This window comes from Pseudoalteromonas sp. NH0006-26, assembly GCF_057552415.1.
Genome location: NZ_BAAJMJ010000004.1, coordinates 141,429 through 166,190, shown reverse-complemented (window position 1 = coordinate 166,190; position 24,762 = coordinate 141,429). Strand labels below are relative to the sequence as shown.

Sequence of the window (24,762 nt, the reverse complement as noted above, 5' to 3'; positions counted from 1 at the left end):
CAGGAAATAAAGATAAGAAAAATCTACTGCCAGAAGCTCTCCACCTAAATTGGTGACAGTTTTGAGGATTCAGCCCCATAAACCGAAAAACAATGGTAACGACCCATTATTTTCCTCGGCGAGTACTTCCCTCCTTAATGGTCGCAGGCTGTCGTTGCCTCACATTAAGTACCTAAGTATCGCACCTCTTCTGAATGTATTATTAACCTGTGGCTAATAAAACAAAACCGCACTAAGAGTGCGGCTTTGAAAGTTATCGTTTAGACGTCTAGCTGTCAAGTCGTTTTATTATAAAATCAAATAAAACTACCCATAAAGTAAGAGCCAGCATAACCAAAGGTGTAACACACTAACAAATACAACGACAAACGAAGGTAACTTGCAAAAGTAAGTTCTTTAACCTTACTCATAGCAATAATACCAGCCGCCGAACCAATGATCAGCATTGAACCACCCACACCGGTTGCATACGTAAACGACAACCAATGCTGTTGACTCATTACAATGTCGGCTTTTAGTAGCGCAGCCGTTAGTGGCACGTTATCAACACCTGCGGATAAAATACCCATTAAGTAGTTTGCGTACTCTGGCGCCATTACTGTATACAAATTAGTAAATTGGCTCAGTACCCCAACTTCTTTTAATGCACCAACAAGTAGTAACACCCCTACGAAAAACAATAAGGTGTCGTACTCTATGTCACGTATGAAATCGATCATATCTTTATTGATGTCTTTTTTACGCATTAAAAATTGCGCGACTAAAAACATAATAGACAGGCCGAGTAAAAAAGTAAGTAATGGCGGCACACTATATAAAACACTTAAAGTGAGGGTAGAAATAACCGTAGTGAAGAAAATAACAGCAATAGTAATGTCGGTTTTTTCGATGCGTTTGAATTTAGTCTTTTTAAACTCTAACTGCTTGTTCATACCAATTGATAACAAGGTAGCCAGTAATAATACGCTTAATAACGCTGGCACAATTAACAGTAATAAGTGACTAATGGTGACTTTACCATCAAGGAAAATCATTAACGTGGTTACATCGCCCGTTATAAGTGAAACACCGCCGGAGTTCACTGCAAATACAATTAAGGTGGCGTACTTAACTAGTTTTTTGGCTTCAAGCTTTAATGACATAATCACTGCCAAGGAAATCAATGTGGCTGTAACGTTGTCGGAAATAGATGAAAATAGAAACGCAAAACTCCCCACCAAAAACATCAGCTTTCGCTCACTAATGCTGGTTGGCATAATCCGGTTCACAACATTTTCGATAAGTCCTTTGGAGTTTAAATAGGCGACAAAGGTCATTGCGGCCATTAAAAACAGCCATAAGGAAGCAATTTCTAAAATATTGTGGTCAAGGAGGGTTTGAATCGTTTCGGGGCTTTGCCCATTAAGAGGAAATATAAAGGAGATGATCCAACAAAGTGTACCAAAAAATAATGTCGTTTTGGCTTTGTTTACGTGAATCACATCCTCAATAACGATAAGCAAGAATGCAATCGCTATCAGCGTCAGGATAATCGAGGAAACCATGATATTAAACAACCTTCGGGGTTAAGTAAAAATTGAAACCATGTAAAAAATATACCCACATATTCTATGTGCCTATATTCGGCGCGGATACTATCACTATGTGGGTGTAAAAACTATTATTAAATCGTCGCAAAAACGAATACCATATAAGTTCAAGAAATATAAAATAACGAATACTAGGATGTTGTAACGCCTTATGATCCCAGCTAAAAAGCTACTTAATACCCTCACTGAGCATTGGGGTGTATTAGAGCTATTATTTAAACGCTTTAAAATGGCCGACTTTAGTATTAAAGATTTACAAAATGCCATAAAACAAAAGCAACCGACGTGGAATAATGAGCGCATTTATAAAGAAACCAATCGGTTATTAAATCAAGAAATCATTATTCCCTTGGCTAAATCGTCACAACTAGAAATTAACCGTGCCATTGCTGACTTTGCTACCTTTTTACTTCAAGAAGAACATTTAGGCTTAGCACAAGAAATAAGCGTATTGGTTGACGATTTAGCTCGCTTAGGTAATCGGCTATCTAATGCCGGTGAAATGGAAGATTTTGATGATTTACGTCGCTTTAGCCGCATTATGGATGATCGGGTTCGTAAAATAATTAAGCTGTTTTTACACAACGAAAACGCCATTTTAAATATTGTTGAGCAGGCTAAATCTAATAACGCGGTGCAATCGCTGCAAAAACGCTACAAAGCCGTCATAGAAGCGTTTGATGAATATATAGAACCCATGCTAGAAATGGTCGATATTAGAGGCGACTTTCATGCCTGTTTTACTCTAATTGAGCAACAAATTAGCACCCAAATAGAGCATATTGAACGCTCAGGTAAAGCGTACAACGATAAACGTATGCTTGAGCAATTACGTACCCGTATTCTTGAAATGCACCTAGTTGGCCGGACAAGCTTACGTAAAAGTGCCGATATGCTAATGCCACTGCGTGAAGAGTTGCGCCGTAATAACCTTATTACCCGCCAAGCGGCAAAAGTATTAGGGCTAATTCGTAAAAACGGGGTGGATAATATGCTCAGCGCCGTGCAACCCCACTTTGTAAGCGATGCGCAAAAGTATTCATTGGGTCAACAGCGTCATATTGTTGCCTATATGGCAAGCCTAGCTGAGTTTGAACACCATGAATATCAGCTACCAGAACAAAATGATGTGCCCGCGTTTGTCACGCCAAACATTCCTGACTACCACGATGTAAAAGCGCAGTTTACCAAACGCTTTAAAAAGCAGCGTAAAAAACCACAGCCTCTGCTGCAATTTTTAGACGAAAGCTATCCTGAGCTTGAAGCCGATGAAATGCTGTTTTTGTATCAAAAGTTGGTAAGCGATAACACCCTAGAAATTAGCCAAAGCGATAAAAAAGCCCGCGTTAACATTGCAGGCCAGCACTTTAATTTATATCCCTTTAATTCAGAGCCTCAGGCTGATAAAGCCGAGCACGAGTAATCACCATGACCCATATAAACTTAGATGAGCTTTCTCACTTACAAGCCATTAATAAAAAATTAGTCGCCGGTTACCACATTTGCGAACAAGACACCGTAATGTGGCAAGAGCTTGACCAACAAATAGACGCTTATACTGCCTTATTTACAGCACTAGGCCACGAGTTAAAACACGATAGCCGTGGTTTTTATTATTTTGCCAGCGATGAAAGCACCCCAAACATGGGTAAGATTTCACGCGCTGTAGCGCTCACTATTTACATTTTAATAGAGCATTTTGCCAATACAGGTAAAGACCCAATGCGTGCATTATTTGACGAGCCAAACGATTTAGAGCTAATGCAAACCTTGGTACAGCTTAATAAACATTTGTTCGATCAGCTTGAGATATTTTCGGGTTCTGACTTACGCAAAGATGTGTATTTACGCATGGTACGTTTAGGCCTTGCCCGCGAGGTAGAAGGTGGCTTTATGTTGCAAGCCCCTATTCACCGCTATATTGATGCCTTAATGGAAGTAAACGAAGAGACCTTTATTAGTGAGGACGAGCAATGAAAAATTTATACGGACTGAGTAAACTCGCCCTACTAAATACCGCAGGCTATGCAAAATGTGTGATCCCACTGGATAAAAGTAGCTCGATTTGTGCCCCTAACAACACAGGTAAAAGCTCAGTAATTAATGCACTGCAGTTTCCGCTAATTAACGATTTACGCCTAACCGAGTGGGATGGCCACGATTTAGATGAAACCCGTAAGTTTTATTTTTCATCAGATCAATCGTACATTTTACTGCAAGCCGATTTACCCCATGGCTCAGTCGTCATTGGCGTAGCAGGCTTAGGTAAAATTGCCGGTTATGCGCACCAATACTTTTGCTATCAAGGAAAGCTTGATTTAGCCCAGTACACCCAAGGCAATACCATTATTAAGTTTACCAAGCTGTTTAACCACTTAAAGCAGCAAGGTTACAACCCAATAGAGCTTAAGGCACAAGAATTAAACGCCCTACTGACAGGCGGAGCAACGCAATTTGACGGTGAGATCAACTTAAAAATGATCCCCCTTAACAACGTTCAAGACTCTGCAATATACAAAGAAATATTTCGTCGTATTCTTAATTTACATAAATTAGGCGCAAACGACGTTAAGCGTTTTATGTTGCGTGTGTTTGAGCGCCATATGTCAAATTCTAAGGTCGACTTTTACGAGGTATGGCGTCGGTCGTTTGATAAAGTAAACCGCGCAAAGCGTGAATTAAAAGCGCTAGAATCAATGCAAGAGCCTATAACTGCCCTTGAATCGATGCTTGAACACCAAACCGTGCTTAAAGGTAAACTGGCCGCTTATGCGCCGAAGATTGACCAAGCACTGATTGATTTTGATACGTACCAGGAAGAGCAGCTTAGCGAGCTCAACATCGCCCTTGAAGACATTGAGCACGAAAAGCACGAGTTTGAACAAAAGCAAGGGTTATACGTGCAACAATCGCGCGATATAGAGCGCAAGCAAACTCAAATTGAACAATGGTTTTTAGATTTCAACGCCCTTAAAAGTGAATTTGAGCTGGTTAATAAAGCCACTCTCAAAAGTAACCTAACGCAGTTAAAAAATGACTACGAGTCGTTGTCACACTCTATTACGAGTGCTCAAGGGCAAAGTCTGCACACCCTTGATTACCGTATTGGTGAAACACAAAAACAAATTAAAAGCTTAAAGTTACAACTTAAAAACTTAGAATTTAATTTATTCACCCGTATGCGTGAAGACTTATCACTGAAAGAAGTAGAAGAAATATCGCGGCTATTAAACCCCGATCTTCTCTCCTTTGCCACCACCAGTAATGGCGATATAACCATTGATGACGAAGACGCCTTTGGTGAATTTTTAGCACAGCTGAGCGAAAATGTTAAAGGCGGTGTACTCACCCTACCCGGTGCCAGTATTAAACTTAAAAAGCTCTCACCAGTACAAATGCAAAGCGGCGAAAATAAAGAGCAACTGAGCGCTCAGTTAACCGCGCTTGAGCAGTCATTAAAAGAGTTTAAACAACAGCGCGAAGTGGCCGCCAATGTTGCTGATAAACAAAAAGAAAAAGACGCGCTATACGATGAGCTAATGAGTGCAGAAAGTGCACTTAAACGCTTAGAGCAATTTGAAGTGATGCAACAATCGGTTGACGCCCAAGCGATGCTAAAAGAGCAGCTTTTAGCCGAGCGCGAACAAGTTGACGATTACCTACAAGATATTCAAAAAAACAGTGGCTCAATTGCTGATAGACGTTCACTAATTAAATCAAAACAGGCGCAAATTAATCGTCAAACAGAGCGCTTACGCCAAGTTAAAACCGAGCGTATTGACCACACATTAGATTTATACAGTGGTAAAGTAACGCCTTACATGATTGATATAAAAATCGATTTTGATAATTTAAGCGATTTAATTCATCACTTTAATAAGGACTGCCAAGAGCTACGTAATTTCGATATAAATGTACGTAATACCTATATGCATATTTATAATGCCGGTATCACCAAGTTTGATAACGAAAACGATGAGTTTAGTAAATACCAAAAACTCATCAGCGCGTTTCATAATATTGATAACGAGCGTGATGCCGTTGAGCGCCAAGGTCGCGTTGCCCTTACCGAAGTTGCCGCCACGATTAAAGGCTTACGTGAAGATTTAGATCGCCTACGCCGTGAAATGAATAGCTTTAATAAAGGCATTAGCCAGCATCGTATTTCAAACCTGCAAGCGTTTAAAATTAATATTATCCCGCGCAAAATGTTGGTAGATAGCATTGATACCATTATCAGTACCTCTAACCAATTTGAACAAGGCGATACCCTGGATTTACTCAGCCAAGAACCTTACAGCGAAAGCGCGGTAAACGACGCAAAAGATCATTTAATTAAACTCGCCTCAGACAAAGCAGGCCTTACATTAACCGATTTATTTGATATTCGTTTTGAAGTGGTTAACCGTGCAGGTGAAACCGAGCACTTTGAAAAAATAGACTCGGCTGGCTCAAATGGTACGCGTATTACTATTAAGCTGTTATGTGGCATGTTGTTTATTCGATATTTATTAAGCGATCAGGAACAAAACTTATACCGTATACCTATTTACATAGATGAAGCGGCTGATATCGACCCGCAAAACCAAAAAGCAATTATAGAAACTGCCTTGAGCTTTGGCTTTGTGCCAATATTTGCCTCGGTTAAACCGCAAATAAGTTGTGATTATATTGTGCCAATTCGTTCAGTAAAAGACGGCGCACAAAACTGGGTAGACGAAAAAGATTGGATTGAGGTTGAACATAAAGCCCCTCAGCTAGACTAAGAATTAATTGGCTATTCATCTTAGCCAGTTACACTTATTTTATAGATTTTAAATTACCCTCGCCCATGGTAGTTTAAACAAACGCACTTTATTGGAGCAAACGGAATGAAACATATATTTATTGTCGCAGCACTGGCGCTACTTACCGCCTGTACACAAACGCCCGATTGGGATTACGATAAATCAGCAAACTTTAGTAACTACAAAACGTTTGCCTGGGTAGAAAACGCGAGTCTAACCAAAGACACGAATAACTACCAAATCAGTGGGCTTATGGAAAAACGCGTTCGCAATGCGGTAAACAACCAACTAAGCCAACAATTAGGTATGCAATTGGTTGATGTAGCGCAAGCTGATGTACTGGTTAATTACCATGCAAGTGTAGATAAAGAGCTTGAAGTTGACAGCTTTAACGTAGGCTACGGTGCACGTTGGGGTTACTGGGGTACAGGCTTTAACCACGATGTAAGCGCGCGTGAGTACGAAGTAGGTACGCTGGTGATTGATATTATTGACCGTGAGTCAAACCAATTAATTTGGCGTGGTGCTAAAGATGGTCGTTTAAAGAAAAAACAAACCCCATCACAACGTGAAGCAACCATTAAAGAAACGGTTGCCAATATTTTAAGCAACTTTCCGCCAAAAAAGCAGCAGTAAGTTTTAATTAATATTTAAAAAGCCCGCAGGCTCGCGGGCTTTTTTGTGAGAAAAGGAATTTTTCGGTGACATTTAAAAAGCTCCTAACCCTTAGCTTATTTTTACCCCTGCTTTGTGCGTTCCATGCGTACAGCACTCAACTACAGTTAAAGCCTGGTATATGGCAAGGAATTTATAAAGATCATTTTGAGTACAATGTACTGGAAATTAAAGAAAACGGAGAACACCGTTTAATAATAGCAAGTATCGCCAATGCATTTTATAGAAATAAATCAATTGCGTTTAGCAATAATGATATCAAATGCAGTCGCATTAATTGCACTATCAAACTTGTTAGCCCTAATAAAGAACATCTGCAATTTACATTGATTTTAAGCCCCTTTTTAGATAATTCATTCGAGGTGTTAGAGATTTATTCTAATGCAGACGATAATTTTGTAATGTCAAAAACGTACCAATTGGAAGAACAACAAGGGCAATCTACCGTTCGTACATTTATAGGTAAATACCGCTCTAAAATAGATGAGTTAGCTGCTATAGAAAAGACGGGCCTACATGGTTTTTGGGTAGGATTATTAAATTTAGACGGCAAGCAAGAACTAGCAAGTATTGAATTTCACCCCAATAAAAAGTCGTATTTCAATTATTTTACAAGTGGGACCAATGACATAATTAGCACCTCTTTTATGCCACAAGATATTCAAGAAAAAGAGAGGATATTGGAAATAACCACCAGCCACCCACTTTTCGCAAATAAGCTAATTATTCATAAAGACAACCGAGAACTTAAAGGCTATATGTACTCAAACCACAAAGGCACAACACTTCAAACTGGCTCGTTCAAATTATATCGTTTTGAAAGGCCTGAGTACCCTTAAAGCTATCACGATTTATACTTGTGCAATAAATCAATTGGGATATGGCAATAATCATCGGGGTGATTGGTTAACCGGTCTTGATGCTCGGGATCGCTAGGGACATAATTAGTCAGTGGCGCTACTTGTACCGCTATTTTTTTGGCATCATCCCGCTGGCTAATATACTCTCTGGCGATGTTTAAATGATTGCTGTCTTGGCTAAAAATGGCGGTACGGTATTTTTCGCCTACATCGTTACCTTGTTTATTGATACTGTATGGGTCAATAATCTCAAAAAAATAGCCGATTAATTCATTTAAGGTCACTTCTTGGGCATCAAAGATGACTTTAACGCACTCGGCATAGCCATCGTATTCACCTTGTGTTGTGTTACTAGTGCCATTGGCACGCCCCGCCTCAGTAGTCACTACTCCAGGTAAATACTTCATAAATTCTTGCACGCCCCATAAGCAACCACCAGCAAAATAAAGTGTGTGCTGATTTAATGAATGACTCGATTGTTGTGTTTGCATAATAAAGTGACCAATGTAAATAATTTATAGGATGCAGAGTTACTATTTTGTAACGCTAGGTTTGATTATCAAATGCAGTTTTTTATCATTAATGTACAATAGCGCCCAAAATCACCCTAGCTTAGTGAGCTTACCTTATCATGTGATAAAAAGTGATAGGTATTTAATTGTTAGCGCCATTGCATAAAATGAGAATAATGATATGAATCGTGCCCCGCACCTTATTATACCGGCTGTACTAGCCAGTATTTCGACTGTTGCTTATGCAGAGCAGAGTAAAGAAACAGCAACCATAGAACAAATAACAATTGAAGCGTCACCCACTGCCAATACCTTACCCGTTGGTACATTTGATTCGCCTATTTCAAATTTAGAGTACGACCCGCGTGTTGACTTGCAATCACGCAATATGGCTGAAGCACAAGCTGATGTAACGATACGCGGAGGGATTTTTGAAAATACCGGCTTTAGAGTCGGCAGTGCAACTCTACTCGACCCGCAGTCTGGTCACTACTTTGCAGAAATTCCTATTGCACCACAAATGCTAACGGGTGCCAGCGTATTAACCGGAGCCGATAATGCACTTAATGGCATGAATAGCTCAGTAGGTACTGTGTCATTTGCTTGGAAACCAATAACAACTGGTGGCAGTGTCTCTTTGGGCGCTGGCTCAAATGACTTCAACCTACAAACAATTCATGCAGGTGTGAGTACTCCACTTGAAGCAAACGCTAATTGGCGTATTGGTTTTGAAGGTGAATATTCGCACTCACAAAGTGATGGTTCAATTGATTTTGGCGACCATGATTTTACCCGTACTTCTGGCAGAGTGCAGTTAACTGGGAGCGATTCACAAACTGATTTATTTTACGGCTTGCAAGAAAAGTTTTTTGGTTGGCCAAACCTTTATACCCCATTTGGTGTAAATGAAACCGAAGACTTAGAAACTCAATTATGGATGCTAAACCATAAACAAGCCTATGCTACCAACAGTGAATTTGAAGTATCGGCTTATTACCGCAAGCATAATGACCATTATGTTTATTCAAGAGAAAACCCAAGCGCATTCCAAGCATTTCATGAAACACAAGTAAAATCATTGGCTGTTTCGGGTCGTCATGCGCAAACAGAGTCAGTTGCGGTTAATTACTCGGCGCAATTTATAGAAGATAGTATTGACTCCACTACCCTTGAAAATAACTTTACTTCACGTAACTACTTTAAGCTTAGTGTATTACCAGAATACACGACTGCGCTTGCAAGCGATCAGCAACTAACGGTGCGTTTAGGGGCTGCATTTGATAACACCAGTCGTGATGATTCTGAGCTATCATTGATTGGGGATGTTAGTTTCAATACCCAAAATAACGATGGCACTGAGCGAACATTGTATTTGTCGTATGCCGAGGCAAGCCAAGTAGCAGGCTACACCGCCATTGGTGGTAGTGAGTCTGGGGGTTTGTTTAGAAGTAATGCTAACCTTGAACGTGAAACCACCAAAAGCTTAGAGCTGGGCTTATTGCTTGAGCAACAAAGCTGGCAGCTTAATTCCGCGCTTTTTTATCGTAAAGATAACAACCTAACCGATTGGACATTTAACTTTGATTCAAGCTCAGCACGATTTGCACAGCCGGTTGATATTGATACCACAGGCCTTGAATTTTTAGCTACTAAACAATTTGATAACGCAGAAATTATTGCCAGCTATGCGTACTTACATAAAACAGAAACCTACGGTACTGAAAATATTGATGCTAGCTTTTATGCCTTAAATTTTCCTGATCATCGTGTAACACTCGGTGCAATTTGGAACCCAACGGATATATTAGAGTTTCGAGTAGATAATGAGTGGCGTAAACAACATAAAAATGCGCTGCGCCGTTCAGGTGACGAGGCGTTATTTACTCAGCTGACGGTAAAAATAACTCCACCAGCTGTGCCTAACTTCTTTATTAGTCTTGCAGCTGATAACTTATGGGATGAGTCGTTTGAAGAAATTCCAGGTACGCCAGGGCGCGGCGAGCAATATACGCTAAGTGCCACGTATAGCTGGTAACTTTATCGCTCAGCGAGGGCTTACCCCACGCTGAGCTTATCTTTTAAGTTGAAATAAGAAACAGACCAGTAGAAAGCTGAATCAGAAACTTCATTTCTCAGCCCTTCCTAAGTATTCTAAAAGCGCAGGCCTCTTCGCCCTCTTTGTGCATTGATAATTTAAAAATTATGAACTGAAAGAATTGAATGAGAAGTAAATGAGGTAACGCTAGCGACAATGCTAAGTGGATACTTAATTGTCTTCTCTGAGTAAGGGTTTTAGAAACACAAAGTCAGTGTCTATACTTTTCAAGCATATTAATTGTAAATATATGTGTATTTAATACAATAAATTAGGTTAATTGCTCTAATTCGGTAATTAACGTTAATGCGTGTTCATTGGTCGTTCCGCATACATCTAACGTGGCGCTAAAATCACTGCACACTTTTGGGCGTGACTCATCACCAAATAGCTTACATAAATTACGCTCATCCAGCTGAATACAACGTTCTCCGGCCTTTTTACCGTTTGGCATACCTGGTATTGGCGAGCTAATACTTGGCGCAATACAACATGCTCCGCAGCCTAAACGGCACGCCATTGATTGTGTTTTCATTCTAACCTCAGTAATAAATTTCAATTATATTGTTGCTGCTTTGTACATAAATAGCGCGCTGTGTTCTATTTGCAAACGCTTTGTGCAATGACTTGTTACATCTTCAAACACACTGTAAACACTTTATTGCGTATCATTAGCCCATCAGCACAATTTATTAAGGGATGCCCTGTGGCGACTAAAAAACAAATAATACTTCCTATCGCAGTCCTTGTTGGTGGCATTGGCCTCGCAGCAGGCTTTTCTGCAATGAAAAAACCACCAGAAGAAAAACCAGTACAAGATACTCGCCCTTTGGTTGCAGCACAACCAGTTCATCTTGATGCAATTACCCTCGATGTGAAATCGTACGGTATTGTGCAACCAAAAGACCGTACTGAGCTAATTGCTCAGGTAAGTGGCCAAGTTATTTCAGTTGCAGGACAATTTGTTGAAGGTGCCTTTGTAAAGCAAGGTGACATTTTAGCACGAATTGATCCAAATGATTACGAAGCTGATTTAATTGAAGCAGAAGCTGGCCTTGCCCAAGCAAGTTCAGCGCTTGAGATTGAACGTGCTCAAGCACATGTAGCTAAAGCCGAATGGGAACGCATTAAAGCAGACTCAAGCGATGTTACCGCATCAGCACTGTATTTACGTAAACCGCAATTAGCTGAAAAAATGGCGCGATATCGCTCAGCACAAGCGAGTGTAAAACGTGCTAAACGTAATTTAGAACGCACATATATTAAAGCCCCCTACGATGCGATTATAAACGAGCGCAGTATTAGTTTAGGCTCGGTAGTTAATCCTGGTAATAGCTTTGGTTCACTTAGCTCAACTGAGGTTGCCGAGGTGCGTCTACCGGTTGCCGATAAAGAGCTGCAATACCTTAATAAGGGTGGCATAGGTGCAACAGTTAAATTTAATGCGCAATATGCAGGTAAAGAAACCACATGGCAGGCTAAAGTGGTACGTAGCGAAGGTGTGATTGATCAAAAAAGCCGAATGAGCTATTTGGTTGCCCAACTTCAAACCCCATATGAAGGGGTTCAGCCACTTCGTTTTGGCTCATACATTAACGCTACAATTGAAGGCCGCGCCATCAAGGGGGCTATTATCGTCCCTCATAATCTGGTCAAAAATAATAAAATTGCAGTGCTAAACGATGATTTAACTCTATCATTTAAAACACTCAATATTATTCGCGAACAAGATGGCATGGTCATCGCTAATCAGGGCTTAGCAGAGGGAGAGCAACTGATTACTTCTGCCCTTGAATACCCAACCGAAGGGATGGCAGTAAAAATAGAAGATACAGTGACCAAACCAGACGTTACTCAACTTGCGTTAAAAGGAGAGTAAACGATGACCACAACTGATGAAAAAGGGTTAATTGCGTGGTTTGCGCGTAACCCCGTTGCTGCTAACCTAATCATGATTTTTGTCTTGATTGGCGGGCTGTTAACCGCGCTGACAATTCGTAAACAAGCCTTTCCTCAATTTGAAAGTAACTGGGTAAGTATACAAGCTATTTACCCTGGTGCTGCTCCACAAGAGGTGGAAGAAGGCATTACTATAAAAATTGAAGAAAACCTTGAAGGAACCGAAGGTATAAAGCGTTTAATCACTTATTCTAATCGAGGCTATGCACAAGCCTGGGTTGAGATTGAAGAAAAATATGACGCCAAAGAAGCGCTAGATGAAATAAAAGCGCAAGTAGATTCAATTAATACGTTTCCTGCAGGTATGGAACGCCCTGTTGTTCAGCGTGACAAGTTTCAACAGGAAGTAATGATACTCGCGCTTTATGGTGATATGAGTTATTACCAATTAAAAGAGCTTGGCAATGATATTAAGGATGAATTACAAAACCTTCCTCACGTAAACCTTGTTGATTTTTACAGTGGCTTAGACTACGAAATTGGCATTGAAATTAGCCCTGATAAACTTCGCGAATACGGACTCACGTTTAGAGATGTATCTAATGCGGTACAAAGCTTTTCTACTAATATGTCGGCGGGGCAAATTCGCTCTGATACTGGCTACATTTCGATGCGTGTCGAAAAGCAAGCCTATCGTGGCGGTGAATTTGAAAAGTTACCGCTAATTACATTACCAGACGGTGCTCAAATTAAATTAGGCGATGTAGCCACTATTAATGATGGCTTTGAAGAGGGCCTACTTTACTCTAAATACAATGGTAAAAATTCATTAACGTTTGAAGTTGATGCCTCAAAAGATCAAGACATTACCGTTGTCGCTAAAGTTCTTAAAAAATACCTAGCAAACAAAGCTGATCAACTTCCTGCAGGCGTTAAGTTATCACCCATCGTTGATTTAACCTACTACCTTGAAGGTCGCCTCGACATGATGGTCGATAATATGGTGTGGGGCGGTATTTTAGTTATGCTGGTATTAGCGCTATTTTTACCACTTAGATTAGCGTTTTGGGTAATGATGGGCCTCCCAGTGTCTTTCTTAGGGGCATTCTTATTTATGCCTATCGGCTTTTTAGACATTACTATTAATATGGTGTCTTTATTCGCCTTTATTATTGTTCTGGGGATTGTGGTTGATGATGCCATCGTAGTAGGTGAGTCGGCCAGTGCTGAAATTGAAAAACATGGGCACTCACTTAACAACGTTATTCGTGGTGTAAAACGTGTTGCCATGCCAGCGACCTTTGGTGTACTTACCACTATTGCTGCATTTTTACCTCAAGCAATGGCTTCAGGCCCAAGCGCTGCGTTTTCGAAAGCAATTGGCGTTGTGATTATTTTATGCTTAATTTTTTCATTGATTGAATCAAAACTAATTTTACCTGCACACATTGCAGCAATGAACCCGCGTAAGCCTAATCCTAAAAATCCATTACACAAATTACGTAATGCAGTTGATTGTGGCTTAAAGCATTTTGTTGAACATTATTACACTCCATTTATCGGTCGTTGTATCCATTATCGCTATACCGTGATTATTGGCTTTTTATGTATTTTAATTGTCAGTGCAGGACTCTTTGCCGGTGGTATGGTTAAATTTGTACCAAACCCTAAAATTCCGCATGACTTCCCGCGTATATCGCTAGAAATGAACCTTGCCTCTTCTGAGCAAGCAACGCTTGAAACAGCGCGTAAAATAGAAAATGTCTTACTGAGCGTCGACAAAGAACTAGAGCAGCAGTATGGCCAATCTATGATCCGTGATTTGTCTGTCAGTCTGCGTGGTCGAACTAATGCGAGTATCATGGCCATTTTAGTAGAGCCTCATTTGCGCCCTATCGATACGTTTGAGCTAAGCACTTTGTGGCGTGAAAAAATGCCGCCGCTACCGGGGCTTAAAACACTCACTATTCAAGATAGTATTTTTGGCGGTGGTCGTGATGATGGCGACGTTAGCTTTAGACTCGAAGGAAAAAATGCCGACGAGCTAAAAGAAGTATCTAGCAAACTAAAAGCTAAGTTACAAAGTATGGAAGGCGTGGGTGATGTAAATGACTCACTGCAAAGTGCCACCGACGAAGTGCAACTTGATTTAAAACCACTTGCTTACAGTATGGGCTTAACCCTAGCTGATGTGGCCTCTCAAGTTAGTTTTAGTTATTACGGCCTTGAAGCACAGCGTATTTTACGTGAAGGTGAAGAAATCAAAGTAATGATTCGCTACCCGCAAAGCGAGCGTAACTCTATTAGCAACATTCAAGATACGCGTATTATCACCCCTGCGGGCGCTGAAGTTTCTTTGAGTGAAATAGCTATAGTCAAGCTAGTTGACGGCGTAAGCAGTATCAGACGTGAAAACTCAAACCGTACTGTTAATGTGTGGGCTGCGGTCAATAGTGACGAAGTAGAGCCATTTGCCATTGCACAAGAAATTCGTGATGTTTACTTACCGGCACTGCTTAAAAACTACCCTGGTGTAAAAAGTAATGTGGCTGGGCGTATTCAAGAAGAGATGGAAAGTGCTAATGAACAACTACGTGATTTTGCAATCTCATTAATGATTATTTTTGCGCTACTGGCCATCCCGCTTCGCTCATATTCTCAGCCACTGATCATTATGTCGGTGATCCCATTTGGTGTTGTGGGTGCTATGTTCGGTCATATGGCTTTAGGTATGACCATGAGCGGGCTATCAATGTTCGGCATTATCGCTGTAGCCGGTATAGTGGTTAATGATTCACTTGTTATGGTGGATTTTGTAAACAAAGCCCGTGCAGAAGGTGTGGCAATAAAAGAAGCGGTAATGCAAGCCGGAGCGCGTCGCTTTAGAGCGATATTACTAACCTCTGTTACTACTTTTATTGGCGTAATGCCCATTATTATGGAAACCAGTTTACAAGCAAAAATTGTAATACCTATGGCCGTATCACTCGCCTTTGGTGTGCTGTTTGCCACAGTAATTACGCTTATTCTTATACCGTGTCAGTACGTTGCGCTTGAAGATACAAAACGCATAATTCGAAAGTGGCGCGGTAAAGACCCTATTGTCGATGGCCAACCAGCAACGACCAATAGTTAATTAAGTAAAATCCCAACCAAAAAAGCTCGGCATAATTATGCCGAGCTTTTTATTTATAAATTAAACTGCTCGTTTTTTACGCCTTTTACGTTATGGTATTTAATAATCATAATAAAGTAAGGCACAACTATGAATTCCCCTCAGTCTGAACATATTCCTCAAGAAGCATTTGATTGGTATGACGAATACGCTCACGGTTTAATTGATAGACGCACGTTTATGAAAAAGCTCGGCGGCTTAGCCGCATTGGGCTTTTCAATGACGGTGCTTACAGGTGCATTATTACCTAATTACGCTCAAGCTGAGCAGGTCTCATTTAACGACGATGACATAAAAGCCACTTACCAAGAATTTGATTCGCCTGATGGCCATGGTTCGGGCAAAGGCTATTTAGTGGTTCCAAAAAATACACAAGGCAAGCTACCTGTTGTATTAGTAATTCACGAGAATCGCGGCTTAAATCCGTATGTAAAAGATGTTGCAAGGCGACTGGCTAAAGCCGGCTTTATTGCCTTTGCCCCTGATGCGTTGCACCCACTGGGTGGCTACCCAGGCAACGACGATGAAGGTCGAGCCATGCAACGTACCCTTGATCGCACTAAAATACAAAATGATTTTGTAGCCGCTGCGCACTTTTTAAAAGCACAGCCAAATAGTAATGGTAAATTAGGCGCCGTTGGTTTTTGTTTTGGTGGCTATATTGTTAATTATTTAGCCTCAGTAGACAGTAACTTATTGAGTGCGGGCGTGCCCTTTTATGGCACACCTGCAAGTGAAAGCTTACACAAAAATATAAAAGCGCCGTTAATGATTCAATTAGGTGAACTTGATAAACGGGTTAACGCTACATGGCCTGAGTATGAGCAAAGCTTAAAAGCTAACAATGTTGAGTTCACCATGCATATGTATGAAGGTGCAAACCATGGTTTCCACAATGACTCAACTGGCCGTTACGATGAAAAAAATGCCGAACTTGCTTGGCAGCGAACCTTGGCGTTTTTTAAGAACCATTTAAGTTAACGTTACTAAACGTGTATTTGTTACTCGTTAATTAATACACGTTTATCAACAATTCCCTGTTTTACTAGCTGATTCAATATGTGAGCGGTTTTTTCTCTGCACACATCGCGTAATAGTCGAACAGCAGGAGTAATTGATTGCCTGCTTGGGCAAATGAGCCACAGCTCACCACAGGTATGCTGGTAATTATTCATCACAGTAACAACCCGTTTATTTAATAAGTCATCTGCAATATCTAACGCTGATTTAACCGCTAAACCTTTACCTGCAACACACCAACGTCTGACTAAATCGCCATCGTTTGAAGCTCGTCTACCCTGCATTTTTACTTTGTATTTTTTTTGCCCGTCGGTAAATTCCCACACATTATTGATAATATCTTGCAGCTGATAAAATAACCCATGATGCTGCGCTAAATCATCCGGGTGATCTGGCTCACCATATTTAGCTAAATAGGTAGGTGTAGCACAAAGTAGTCGCGGTACATTGCAAATTTTAAACCCATAAACACTGCTATCACTTGGGGAGCCATAACGCAGTGCTATATCAACCGAATCACGAAAAAAATCGATATTACTATCGCTAATGTGCGTGCGCAAACTCACACTTGGGTACTTATCCATAATGTCATCAATCCAAGGGATCACTAAGTTACGACCTAAATCAGATGAGGTAGCTACTCGTAATTCGCCTTCAATGGCGTCATGTTCTCCTTTAAGGTTTTGCCTTGCCGTTTCAAGCACAGCCAGCGCTTGTTCGCATTGGGGGATGTATCGCTCCCCTGCACTAGATAAACGCAAATGGCGAGTTGTTCTAATAAATAATTCACAGCCAAGTGCTGACTCTACACGCTTAATAGCAGCACTGGCCGTTGCTGTGCGCATATCTAACTTGGCTGCTGCTAGCGTAATGCTTCGACACTCAGCTACTTTTAAAATAAGTTTTAAGTCATCAATCTGCATATTATCTATTTTTATTTGATAATGATTCAATAATTATGCTGTTTATTTTAAATAAATCAAATTGTATTATGCTGCTCATACACTCAGTAAATACTGTTTATCAACCCTTTTTTATTATGGAGAGACGATGACTCACCCTATTATTCGCGATCTTGAAAGCCGCCATACCGCTAAACGTTACGATGCTTCCAAGCGTATTTCTCAAGACGATTTAGCGGTATTATATGATGCTATGCGTCTTTCTCCTTCGTCTATTAATTCACAGCCTTGGAAATTTATTGTGATTGAATCTGATGCCGCAAAAGAGCGTATGCACAGTACCTTTGCTAATAAGTTTCAATTTAATCAGCCACACATTAAAGCGGCGTCGCACATCATTTTATTTGCTCATAATCCACAATACACCCGTGAAAATTATGGCCAAGTGATTGATGCTGATATAAAAAATGGCCGAACTCAAAAAGAAAACCGCGAGCAAGCTTTTGGCGCATTTGCGTTTGTGGATTTAAATACCGATGAGCAAGGCAATAATGCCGCCTGGACCAAAGCACAAACCTACATTGCTTTAGGCAATACTATGCATGCAGCAGCACGCTTAGGCATTGATACCACCCCGATGGAAGGCGTTGATGCACAACTGATTGGCGAAGGGTTCGCAAACGAGTTAGACGGCTATGTGTGTGATGTAGCACTTGCGCTGGGTTACCATGACGCTGAAGAAGACTACAATGCTAAGTTGCCAAAATCACGTTTAAGCAAAGAACAGGTTATTCAGGTTTTATAATGCATCGCTGCTCACTCATATTGGTAAGTGAGCAGCTTATCTTGCTATGCTAGTTTTGTGACCACAGACGCATTGGTCACTTTGCCATGCTCAACATCTGCGGTAAAAGTGCATAATGCACCATTAATTAAATTTAAATTAGGGGGAATGTGGCCAATATCGGCATCTATGATCACCGGAAATAAACACCCGCCAAAAGCGGCATTTAAGCCTTGGCGATAATCAAACCCTGGATCTTGCCCCTGTAAGGTCACATGACGACCAATAATCACCCCGTTTATATCATCAAACATGCCCGCCAATTTAAGTGACAATAAAAAACGTGCAACCGTCGCTGGCGTGAGCTCGGCGCTTTCTAAATAAAGCACAATACCTTGCGATGCATTATGCTTTTTAAACTCATGCAAAGCTAAAAATGGTGAATCTAACAATAATCCAACCGTATCAAGGCACCCTCCAAACAACCGCCCTGACATTTCGATACTGCGCTTATCGGTGTAATTTAAACACTGCCACTGGGTGGGTACGCTATGATCAAATAATGCATTCGGGTTTTGTGCGTAATCAGGCTTACTATGTTGGTGGTAATTCGAGGAGGCTTGCTCAAACTCACTGTTAGCTTCATAACTTAGGCTTTCAAATATTTGTAAACAATATGGGTCTTTTTCATCAGGGTGTAATTGAATCAAATTAGCGCTATGCAGTGTTGCCCAGTTACATTTTGCTGTCAGTGCACAAGCAATCGTACTGACATCTGAATAACCCACTAACCATTTAGGTTTGGCATTTTTAATTGCGCTAAAATCAAGCAGCGGCAATATTTCCATTGCTAGTTCACCGCCCATTGGCGGCATAATTGCATCTATTTCATCATCTAATAAAAACTCCATTAACTGCTTAGCATGCTGCTTTGCTGTAAGCTGAGTTCGCGGTTCGTTTTGCCGTAAAAACTCCCCCTCCACAACCTGATAACCTCGATGTTTTAAGCCATTAATGACGATATCTAACCGTGGATGGTATTTTGATTTGATCCCCGCAGATAAAGAACACACGGCGATTTTAGAACCCACCTTTAAAGGTGCTGGATACTGTATATTTGCCATACTATTTCCTTATTGAAGAATAGGTTAATACCATAACAACATAGCCTACATTTACAAACAATGAATAATAATTAACCGGTTCTAAACCAAATATAAAAACCAAGCATAAAAAAACCAGTGCTTATTACTAAGCACTGGTTTTTATAAAACGTTAAAGTGAGTTAACTAATTAAATATACTCAACCTCAATGATTTCGTACTCTACATCACCCTTTGGCGTTTTGATAATCACAGCGTCATCCGCTTGTTTGCCAATTAAGCCGCGAGCAATCGGTGAATTAACAGAAATTAAATTACTTTTAATATCTGCTTCATCATCGCCAACAATCTGATATTTAACTTCAGCGTCGGTTTCAACATTAACGATGGTTACTGTAGTACCAAAAATCACTCGGCCTGTATTAGGCATCTTTGTTACGTCAATCATCTGCATGTTTGAAAGTTTTGCTTCAATTTCTTGAATACGGCCTTCACAAAAACCCTGTTGCTCACGCGCAGCATGATATTCAGCATTTTCTTTTAAGTCACCGTGTTCACGTGCATCAGCAATATCAGATACAATTTTTGGACGGGTAACAGTTTTTAATTCGTTAAGCTCATCGCGCAATAATTTTGCGCCACGAACTGTCATTGGAATTGATTGCATACTTTTCTCACTTAATCCCAAGGCCATGGTTATGGCCTTGGCACATTTCCTTAGTTCAATCGCAGGTGTAGTTCTTGAACAGACGTCACTTTACTGCGGTCATCTGCTTGGTTAGCAGTACAGTTAGCAAATGCCGCATTCAATGTCGTAGTATAATTGGTTTTGTGCTGCAATGCACCACGACGTAACACCTTCGAATCTTCAATCGCTTGGCGACCTTCGGTGGTATTAACGATATAGCTATACTCGCCATTTTTGATTCTATCAAGAATGTGCGGACGACCTTCGTATACTTTATTTACACGGCGAACCGTAATTCCAGCATCTTCAAGTGCAGCAGCTGTCCCACCTGTTGCGTCTAGCTCAAAACCAAGGTCTGTCATAGTTTTTGCTAGTTCTACAATACGTGGCTTATCGCTATTACGTACAGATAGTAACGCGCGACCACCACGTGGTAAAGTGTTGCTTGCACCTAATTGTGCTTTTGCAAACGCTTCGGCGAAAGTATCACCAACACCCATTACTTCACCCGTTGAGCGCATTTCAGGTCCACGGATAGGATCCACACCTTGGAACTTAGCAAATGGCAATACCACTTCTTTTACGCTGTAGTAAGGTGGAATCACTTCTTTAGTAATGCCTTGGCTTGCTAAAGATTGACCCGCCATACAACGCGCCGCTACTTTTGCAAGTGCTACACCCGTTGCTTTAGATACAAATGGAACTGTACGTGCTGCACGTGGGTTTACTTCGATTAGATACACTTTGCCATCTTTAACCGCAAACTGCGTATTCATCAAACCAACTACGCCAAGTTCAAGTGCCATATCAGTTACTTGCTTACGCATCACATCTTGCACTTCTTGCGTTAGCGAGTGAGCTGGTAATGAACATGCTGAGTCACCAGAGTGAACGCCTGCTTGTTCAATATGCTCCATGATGCCGCCAATAATCACTTGCTCGCCGTCGCAAATTGCGTCAACGTCAACTTCTATCGCGTTATCTAAGAAACGGTCTAGTAATACTGGCGCTTCATTTGATGCAGATACGGCTTCGGTCATGTAACGACGTAAGTCTTGCTCATCGTATACAATTTCCATCGCACGACCACCTAATACGTACGAAGGACGTACTACCAGTGGGAAACCAATTTCAACTGATTTAAGTAGTGCTTCTTCAGTAGAGGTAACCGTCGCATTTTCTGGTTGCAGTAAGTCTAAACGCTCAACAAGTTGTTGGAAACGCTCACGGTCTTCTGCACGGTCAATGGCATCAGGTGAAGTACCAATGACTGGCACGCCGTTAGCTTCAAGCTCACGCGCAAGTTTAAGTGGTGTTTGACCACCGTACTGCACGATAACGCCTTTTGGCTTTTCAACACGTACAATTTCTAGTACGTCTTCAAGCGTAATTGGCTCAAAGTATAAACGGTCTGACGTATCGTAATCGGTAGAAACCGTTTCAGGGTTACAGTTAACCATGATGGTCTCGTAGCCGTCTTCGCGAAGCGCAAGGGCTGCGTGTACACAACAGTAATCAAATTCAATACCTTGGCCGATACGGTTAGGACCGCCACCAATTACCATGATTTTATCACGGTCAGATGCGTTAGCTTCACATTCTTCATCGTAAGATGAGTACATGTAAGCCGTGTCTGAGCTAAATTCTGCGGCGCACGTATCAACGCGTTTGTAAACAGGTACAATATTGAGTTGATGGCGCTTTTTACGAATTTCAGCTTCTGACACACCAGCAATTTCTGCAATACGCGGATCTGCAAACCCTTTGCGTTTAAGTTTACGCAAGAAGTCTGCATTTAAGCCGGCCATACCGACTTCTGAAATTTTAGCTTCATCTTTTAGGATGTCTTCAATTTGTACTAAGTACCAAGGGTCAATCTTAGTCAGTTCGAACACATCTTCAACGCTCATTCCATGGCGCATCGCATCGGCAATGTACCAAATACGCTCTGCACCAGGCTCACGTAATTCACGAATGATTTTTTCTTTTGCTTTCGGGTCGTCAAGCGCCACAATTGGGTTAAAGCCCGTTGCGCCTACTTCTAAACCACGTAATGCTTTTTGCAATGACTCTTGTTGGTTACGACCAATCGCCATTACTTCGCCCACTGATTTCATTTGCGTTGTTAAACGGTCGTTTGCACCGGCAAATTTTTCAAAGTTAAAGCGAGGAATTTTTGTTACCACGTAATCGATTGAAGGCTCAAACGATGCTGGTGTTTTACCGCCAGTAATATCATTCTGTAACTCGTCTAACGTGTAACCTACAGCAAGCTTAGCTGCGATTTTAGCAATCGGGAAGCCTGTTGCTTTAGATGCAAGCGCTGATGAACGTGATACACGCGGGTTCATCTCGATGATAACCATACGACCATCAACAGGATTTACACCAAATTGTACGTTTGAACCGCCGGTTTCAACACCAATTTCACGCAATACGGCCATAGAGGCATTACGCATAATTTGGTATTCTTTGTCGGTTAATGTTTGTGCTGGTGCAACCGTGATTGAGTCACCTGTGTGCACACCCATTGGGTCAAAGTTTTCAATAGAACAGACGATAATACAGTTGTCTTTTTTGTCACGAACAACTTCCATTTCGTATTCTTTCCAACCAATTAACGATTCATCAATTAATAACTCGCTGGTTGGTGAAAGGTCTAAACCGCGCTCACAAATTTCTTCAAACTCTTCCATGTTGTAAGCCACACCGCCACCGGTGCCGCCCATTGTGAAAGAAGGACGAATAATACACGGTAAGCCGATTCGGGTCATGGTATCGCGAGCTTCATCCATTGAATGGGCAATTTCAGCACGTGGACATTCAAGGCCGATGTTACGCATAGCAACATCAAAACGCTCACGGTTTTCTGCTTTATCGATTGCATCGGCTGTTGCGCCAATAAGCTCAACGCCATGCTTTGCCAATACACCGTGCTTATCTAAATCAAGCGCACAGTTTAATGCCGTTTGACCACCCATTGTAGGCAGTACAGCATCTGGCTTTTCTTTTTCAATAATTTTTTCTACCACTTCCCAGTGAATTGGTTCGATGTATGTTGCATCGGCCATTTCTGGATCAGTCATGATAGTGGCTGGGTTTGAGTTAACTAATATAACTCTATAGCCTTCTTCTCTTAGTGCTTTACACGCTTGAGCACCAGAGTAGTCAAATTCACAAGCTTGACCAATTACAATTGGGCCTGCGCCTAAGATAAGAATGCTTTTTATATCGGTACGTTTTGGCATTATTACTCCGGTTAAATTAGTGGTTACGCGCTTGCATCAAGTCGATGAAGTGGTCAAATAATGGGGCTGCATCGTGCGGACCAGGACTTGCTTCAGGATGACCTTGGAAGCTAAACGCTGGTTTATCTGTACGGTGAATACCTTGTAATGTACCGTCAAATAACGATTTGTGCGTAGCACGTAAGTTATCTGGTAATGTGGCTTCATCTGCAGCAAAACCGTGGTTTTGTGCAGTGATCATTACAACATCGCGGTCAAGATCTTTAACTGGGTGGTTACCACCATGGTGGCCAAACTTCATTTTTACTGTTTTAGCACCTGAGGCAAGTGCTAGTAGTTGATGCCCTAAACAAATACCAAAAATTGGCATGTCGGTTTCTAAAAAGGTTTTAATTGCATCAATGGCATAAGTACATGGCTCAGGATCGCCAGGGCCGTTTGATAAGAAAATACCATCTGGGTTTAAGGCTAGTACGTCAGCGGCAGAGGTTTGTGCAGGTACTACGGTTAGTTTACAACCACGATCAACAAGCATACGTAAAATGTTACGTTTAACACCGAAGTCGTAGGCAACAACATGAAACTTTTCATCATCAGCGTGTAAGGTTTTAAACCCCTCGCCTAATGTCCAGCTTGATTCGCGCCACTCAAAATTTTCCTTGGTTGAGACAACTTTTGCTAAATCCATACCTTTTAAGCCTGGGAAGGCTTGCGCGGCTTCGAGCGCTTTTTTCTCGTCTAGTTCGTCACCAGCAACAATACAGCCATTTTGTGCGCCTTTGTCACGCAAAATACGGGTTAGTTTTCTGGTGTCGATGTCCGCAATACCTAAAATATTACGTTCTTTTAAGTAATCATCTAACGATTGCTCGTTTCGAAAATTACTCGCTAGCAGTGGCAAATCACGGATCACTAGGCCTTTCGCCCATATATGACTCGCTTCTTCGTCTTCGCTGTTGGTACCCGTATTACCGATATGTGGGTACGTCAAAGTTACGATTTGTTCCGCGTACGATGGATCAGTCAAAATTTCTTGATAACCAGTCATAGACGTATTGAATACTACTTCACCGACTGACATGCCGTCAGCGCCGATTGCAGTACCGCGAAACACTGTGCCGTCTTCTAGGACTAACAGAGCGGATTTAGTCAAGTTAAACCTCCTAACAGTAAAAAACGGGAGTAAGCAAATTGCTTAACACCCCGCCAATACCCAAATAATTGGTCAAAACCTGATTTCTGTGAGCTTAAATTGTTTTACGCAGTCTTAAATGATGCCGATGTAAACCACTAAACCTTCATTCATTTTTCTTGCCTAAAACTCTTTTCATTCCCACACAAACCCCGGTTTTGCTAACCATATGAGTATAATTGGAAACACGCATTTAGTAATTTTTGGCAAATTGGCTGTATTCTACATGAAGT

At 41.2% G+C, this 24,762-nt stretch carries 18 protein-coding genes and 1 riboswitch; of the genes, 10 read left to right on the top strand and 8 right to left on the bottom strand.

The features are described from left to right. Positions 1-25: 25 nt before the first annotated feature. Positions 26-198, bottom strand: a riboswitch (Lysine riboswitch). Positions 199-296: 98 nt separating this feature from the next. Next, positions 297-1,544 carry a sodium:proton antiporter NhaD gene (gene nhaD, locus AC27JR_RS07900; protein ID WP_008109270.1) on the bottom strand — a complete coding sequence of 416 codons (1,248 nt, stop codon included), beginning with the start codon at positions 1,542-1,544 and terminating at the stop codon, positions 297-299. A gap of 196 nt (positions 1,545-1,740) precedes the next feature. Here nhaD and AC27JR_RS07895 point away from each other — a divergent pair, with 196 nt between their 5' ends. From AC27JR_RS07895 to AC27JR_RS07875, 5 genes are all read left to right on the top strand, one after another. After that, positions 1,741-3,012: a hypothetical protein gene (locus tag AC27JR_RS07895; protein ID WP_008109272.1), complete on the top strand. Its 1,272-nt coding sequence runs from the start codon at positions 1,741-1,743 to the stop codon at positions 3,010-3,012. 5 nt (positions 3,013-3,017) lie between these two features. Continuing rightward, on the top strand, positions 3,018-3,566 hold the full coding sequence (locus AC27JR_RS07890) for a condensin complex protein MksE (RefSeq protein ID WP_010388659.1): 549 nt from the start codon (positions 3,018-3,020) through the stop codon (positions 3,564-3,566). After that, positions 3,563-6,355: an AAA family ATPase gene (locus AC27JR_RS07885; protein WP_487173254.1), complete on the top strand. Its 2,793-nt coding sequence runs from the start codon at positions 3,563-3,565 to the stop codon at positions 6,353-6,355. The genes AC27JR_RS07890 and AC27JR_RS07885 overlap by 4 nt, the downstream gene beginning before the upstream one ends. Positions 6,356-6,460: 105 nt before the next feature. Then, complete coding sequence (locus AC27JR_RS07880; RefSeq protein WP_076918559.1) at positions 6,461-7,012, top strand: DUF4136 domain-containing protein; 552 nt, start codon at positions 6,461-6,463, stop codon at positions 7,010-7,012. 65 nt (positions 7,013-7,077) lie between these two features. Beyond that, positions 7,078-7,890, top strand: coding sequence for a methionine sulfoxide reductase (locus tag AC27JR_RS07875; protein WP_487173253.1), 813 nt, complete (start codon positions 7,078-7,080; stop codon positions 7,888-7,890). A 5-nt stretch (positions 7,891-7,895) separates the two neighbouring features. Here the strand turns inward: AC27JR_RS07875 and AC27JR_RS07870 are convergent, their stop codons facing one another. Next, the gene (locus AC27JR_RS07870) at positions 7,896-8,402 is read right to left on the bottom strand and encodes a peptide-methionine (S)-S-oxide reductase (protein ID WP_076918558.1); all 507 of its coding nucleotides are present in this window, start codon (positions 8,400-8,402) and stop codon (positions 7,896-7,898) included. 202 nt (positions 8,403-8,604) lie between these two features. Here AC27JR_RS07870 and AC27JR_RS07865 point away from each other — a divergent pair, with 202 nt between their 5' ends. Further along, the gene (locus AC27JR_RS07865; RefSeq protein ID WP_487173252.1) at positions 8,605-10,458 is read left to right on the top strand and encodes a TonB-dependent receptor plug domain-containing protein; all 1,854 of its coding nucleotides are present in this window, start codon (positions 8,605-8,607) and stop codon (positions 10,456-10,458) included. 331 nt (positions 10,459-10,789) lie between these two features. Here the strand turns inward: AC27JR_RS07865 and AC27JR_RS07860 are convergent, their stop codons facing one another. Further along, the gene (locus AC27JR_RS07860) at positions 10,790-11,053 is read right to left on the bottom strand and encodes a YkgJ family cysteine cluster protein (protein WP_008109286.1); all 264 of its coding nucleotides are present in this window, start codon (positions 11,051-11,053) and stop codon (positions 10,790-10,792) included. Positions 11,054-11,224: 171 nt separating this feature from the next. Here AC27JR_RS07860 and AC27JR_RS07855 point away from each other — a divergent pair, with 171 nt between their 5' ends. The 3 genes from AC27JR_RS07855 (at position 11,225) to AC27JR_RS07845 (ending at position 16,573) form a co-directional block, all read left to right on the top strand. Continuing rightward, positions 11,225-12,397: an efflux RND transporter periplasmic adaptor subunit gene (locus tag AC27JR_RS07855; RefSeq protein WP_487173251.1), complete on the top strand. Its 1,173-nt coding sequence runs from the start codon at positions 11,225-11,227 to the stop codon at positions 12,395-12,397. 3 nt (positions 12,398-12,400) lie between these two features. After that, the gene (locus AC27JR_RS07850; RefSeq protein ID WP_487173250.1) at positions 12,401-15,553 is read left to right on the top strand and encodes an efflux RND transporter permease subunit; all 3,153 of its coding nucleotides are present in this window, start codon (positions 12,401-12,403) and stop codon (positions 15,551-15,553) included. Between the two features lie 129 nt (positions 15,554-15,682). Continuing rightward, positions 15,683-16,573: a dienelactone hydrolase family protein gene (locus AC27JR_RS07845; protein WP_487173249.1), complete on the top strand. Its 891-nt coding sequence runs from the start codon at positions 15,683-15,685 to the stop codon at positions 16,571-16,573. Between the two features lie 20 nt (positions 16,574-16,593). Here AC27JR_RS07845 and AC27JR_RS07840 read toward each other — a convergent pair whose 3' ends face one another. Then, complete coding sequence (locus tag AC27JR_RS07840) at positions 16,594-17,535, bottom strand: LysR family transcriptional regulator (RefSeq protein ID WP_487173360.1); 942 nt, start codon at positions 17,533-17,535, stop codon at positions 16,594-16,596. 127 nt (positions 17,536-17,662) lie between these two features. Between AC27JR_RS07840 and AC27JR_RS07835 the strand changes: the two genes are divergently transcribed. Further along, positions 17,663-18,319: a nitroreductase family protein gene (locus tag AC27JR_RS07835; protein ID WP_487173248.1), complete on the top strand. Its 657-nt coding sequence runs from the start codon at positions 17,663-17,665 to the stop codon at positions 18,317-18,319. A gap of 44 nt (positions 18,320-18,363) precedes the next feature. Here the strand turns inward: AC27JR_RS07835 and AC27JR_RS07830 are convergent, their stop codons facing one another. The 4 genes from AC27JR_RS07830 to carA all read right to left on the bottom strand — a co-directional run bounded on the left by AC27JR_RS07830 (position 18,364) and on the right by carA (position 24,490). Continuing rightward, complete coding sequence (locus AC27JR_RS07830; RefSeq protein ID WP_487173247.1) at positions 18,364-19,422, bottom strand: S66 family peptidase; 1,059 nt, start codon at positions 19,420-19,422, stop codon at positions 18,364-18,366. 169 nt (positions 19,423-19,591) lie between these two features. Next, on the bottom strand, positions 19,592-20,068 hold the full coding sequence (gene greA, locus AC27JR_RS07825) for a transcription elongation factor GreA (RefSeq protein ID WP_054201101.1): 477 nt from the start codon (positions 20,066-20,068) through the stop codon (positions 19,592-19,594). Positions 20,069-20,118: 50 nt separating this feature from the next. Continuing rightward, positions 20,119-23,337, bottom strand: coding sequence for a carbamoyl-phosphate synthase large subunit (gene carB / locus AC27JR_RS07820; protein WP_055012948.1), 3,219 nt, complete (start codon positions 23,335-23,337; stop codon positions 20,119-20,121). Between the two features lie 16 nt (positions 23,338-23,353). Continuing rightward, positions 23,354-24,490 carry a glutamine-hydrolyzing carbamoyl-phosphate synthase small subunit gene (gene carA, locus AC27JR_RS07815; protein WP_487173246.1) on the bottom strand — a complete coding sequence of 379 codons (1,137 nt, stop codon included), beginning with the start codon at positions 24,488-24,490 and terminating at the stop codon, positions 23,354-23,356. Positions 24,491-24,762: the final 272 nt, after the last annotated feature.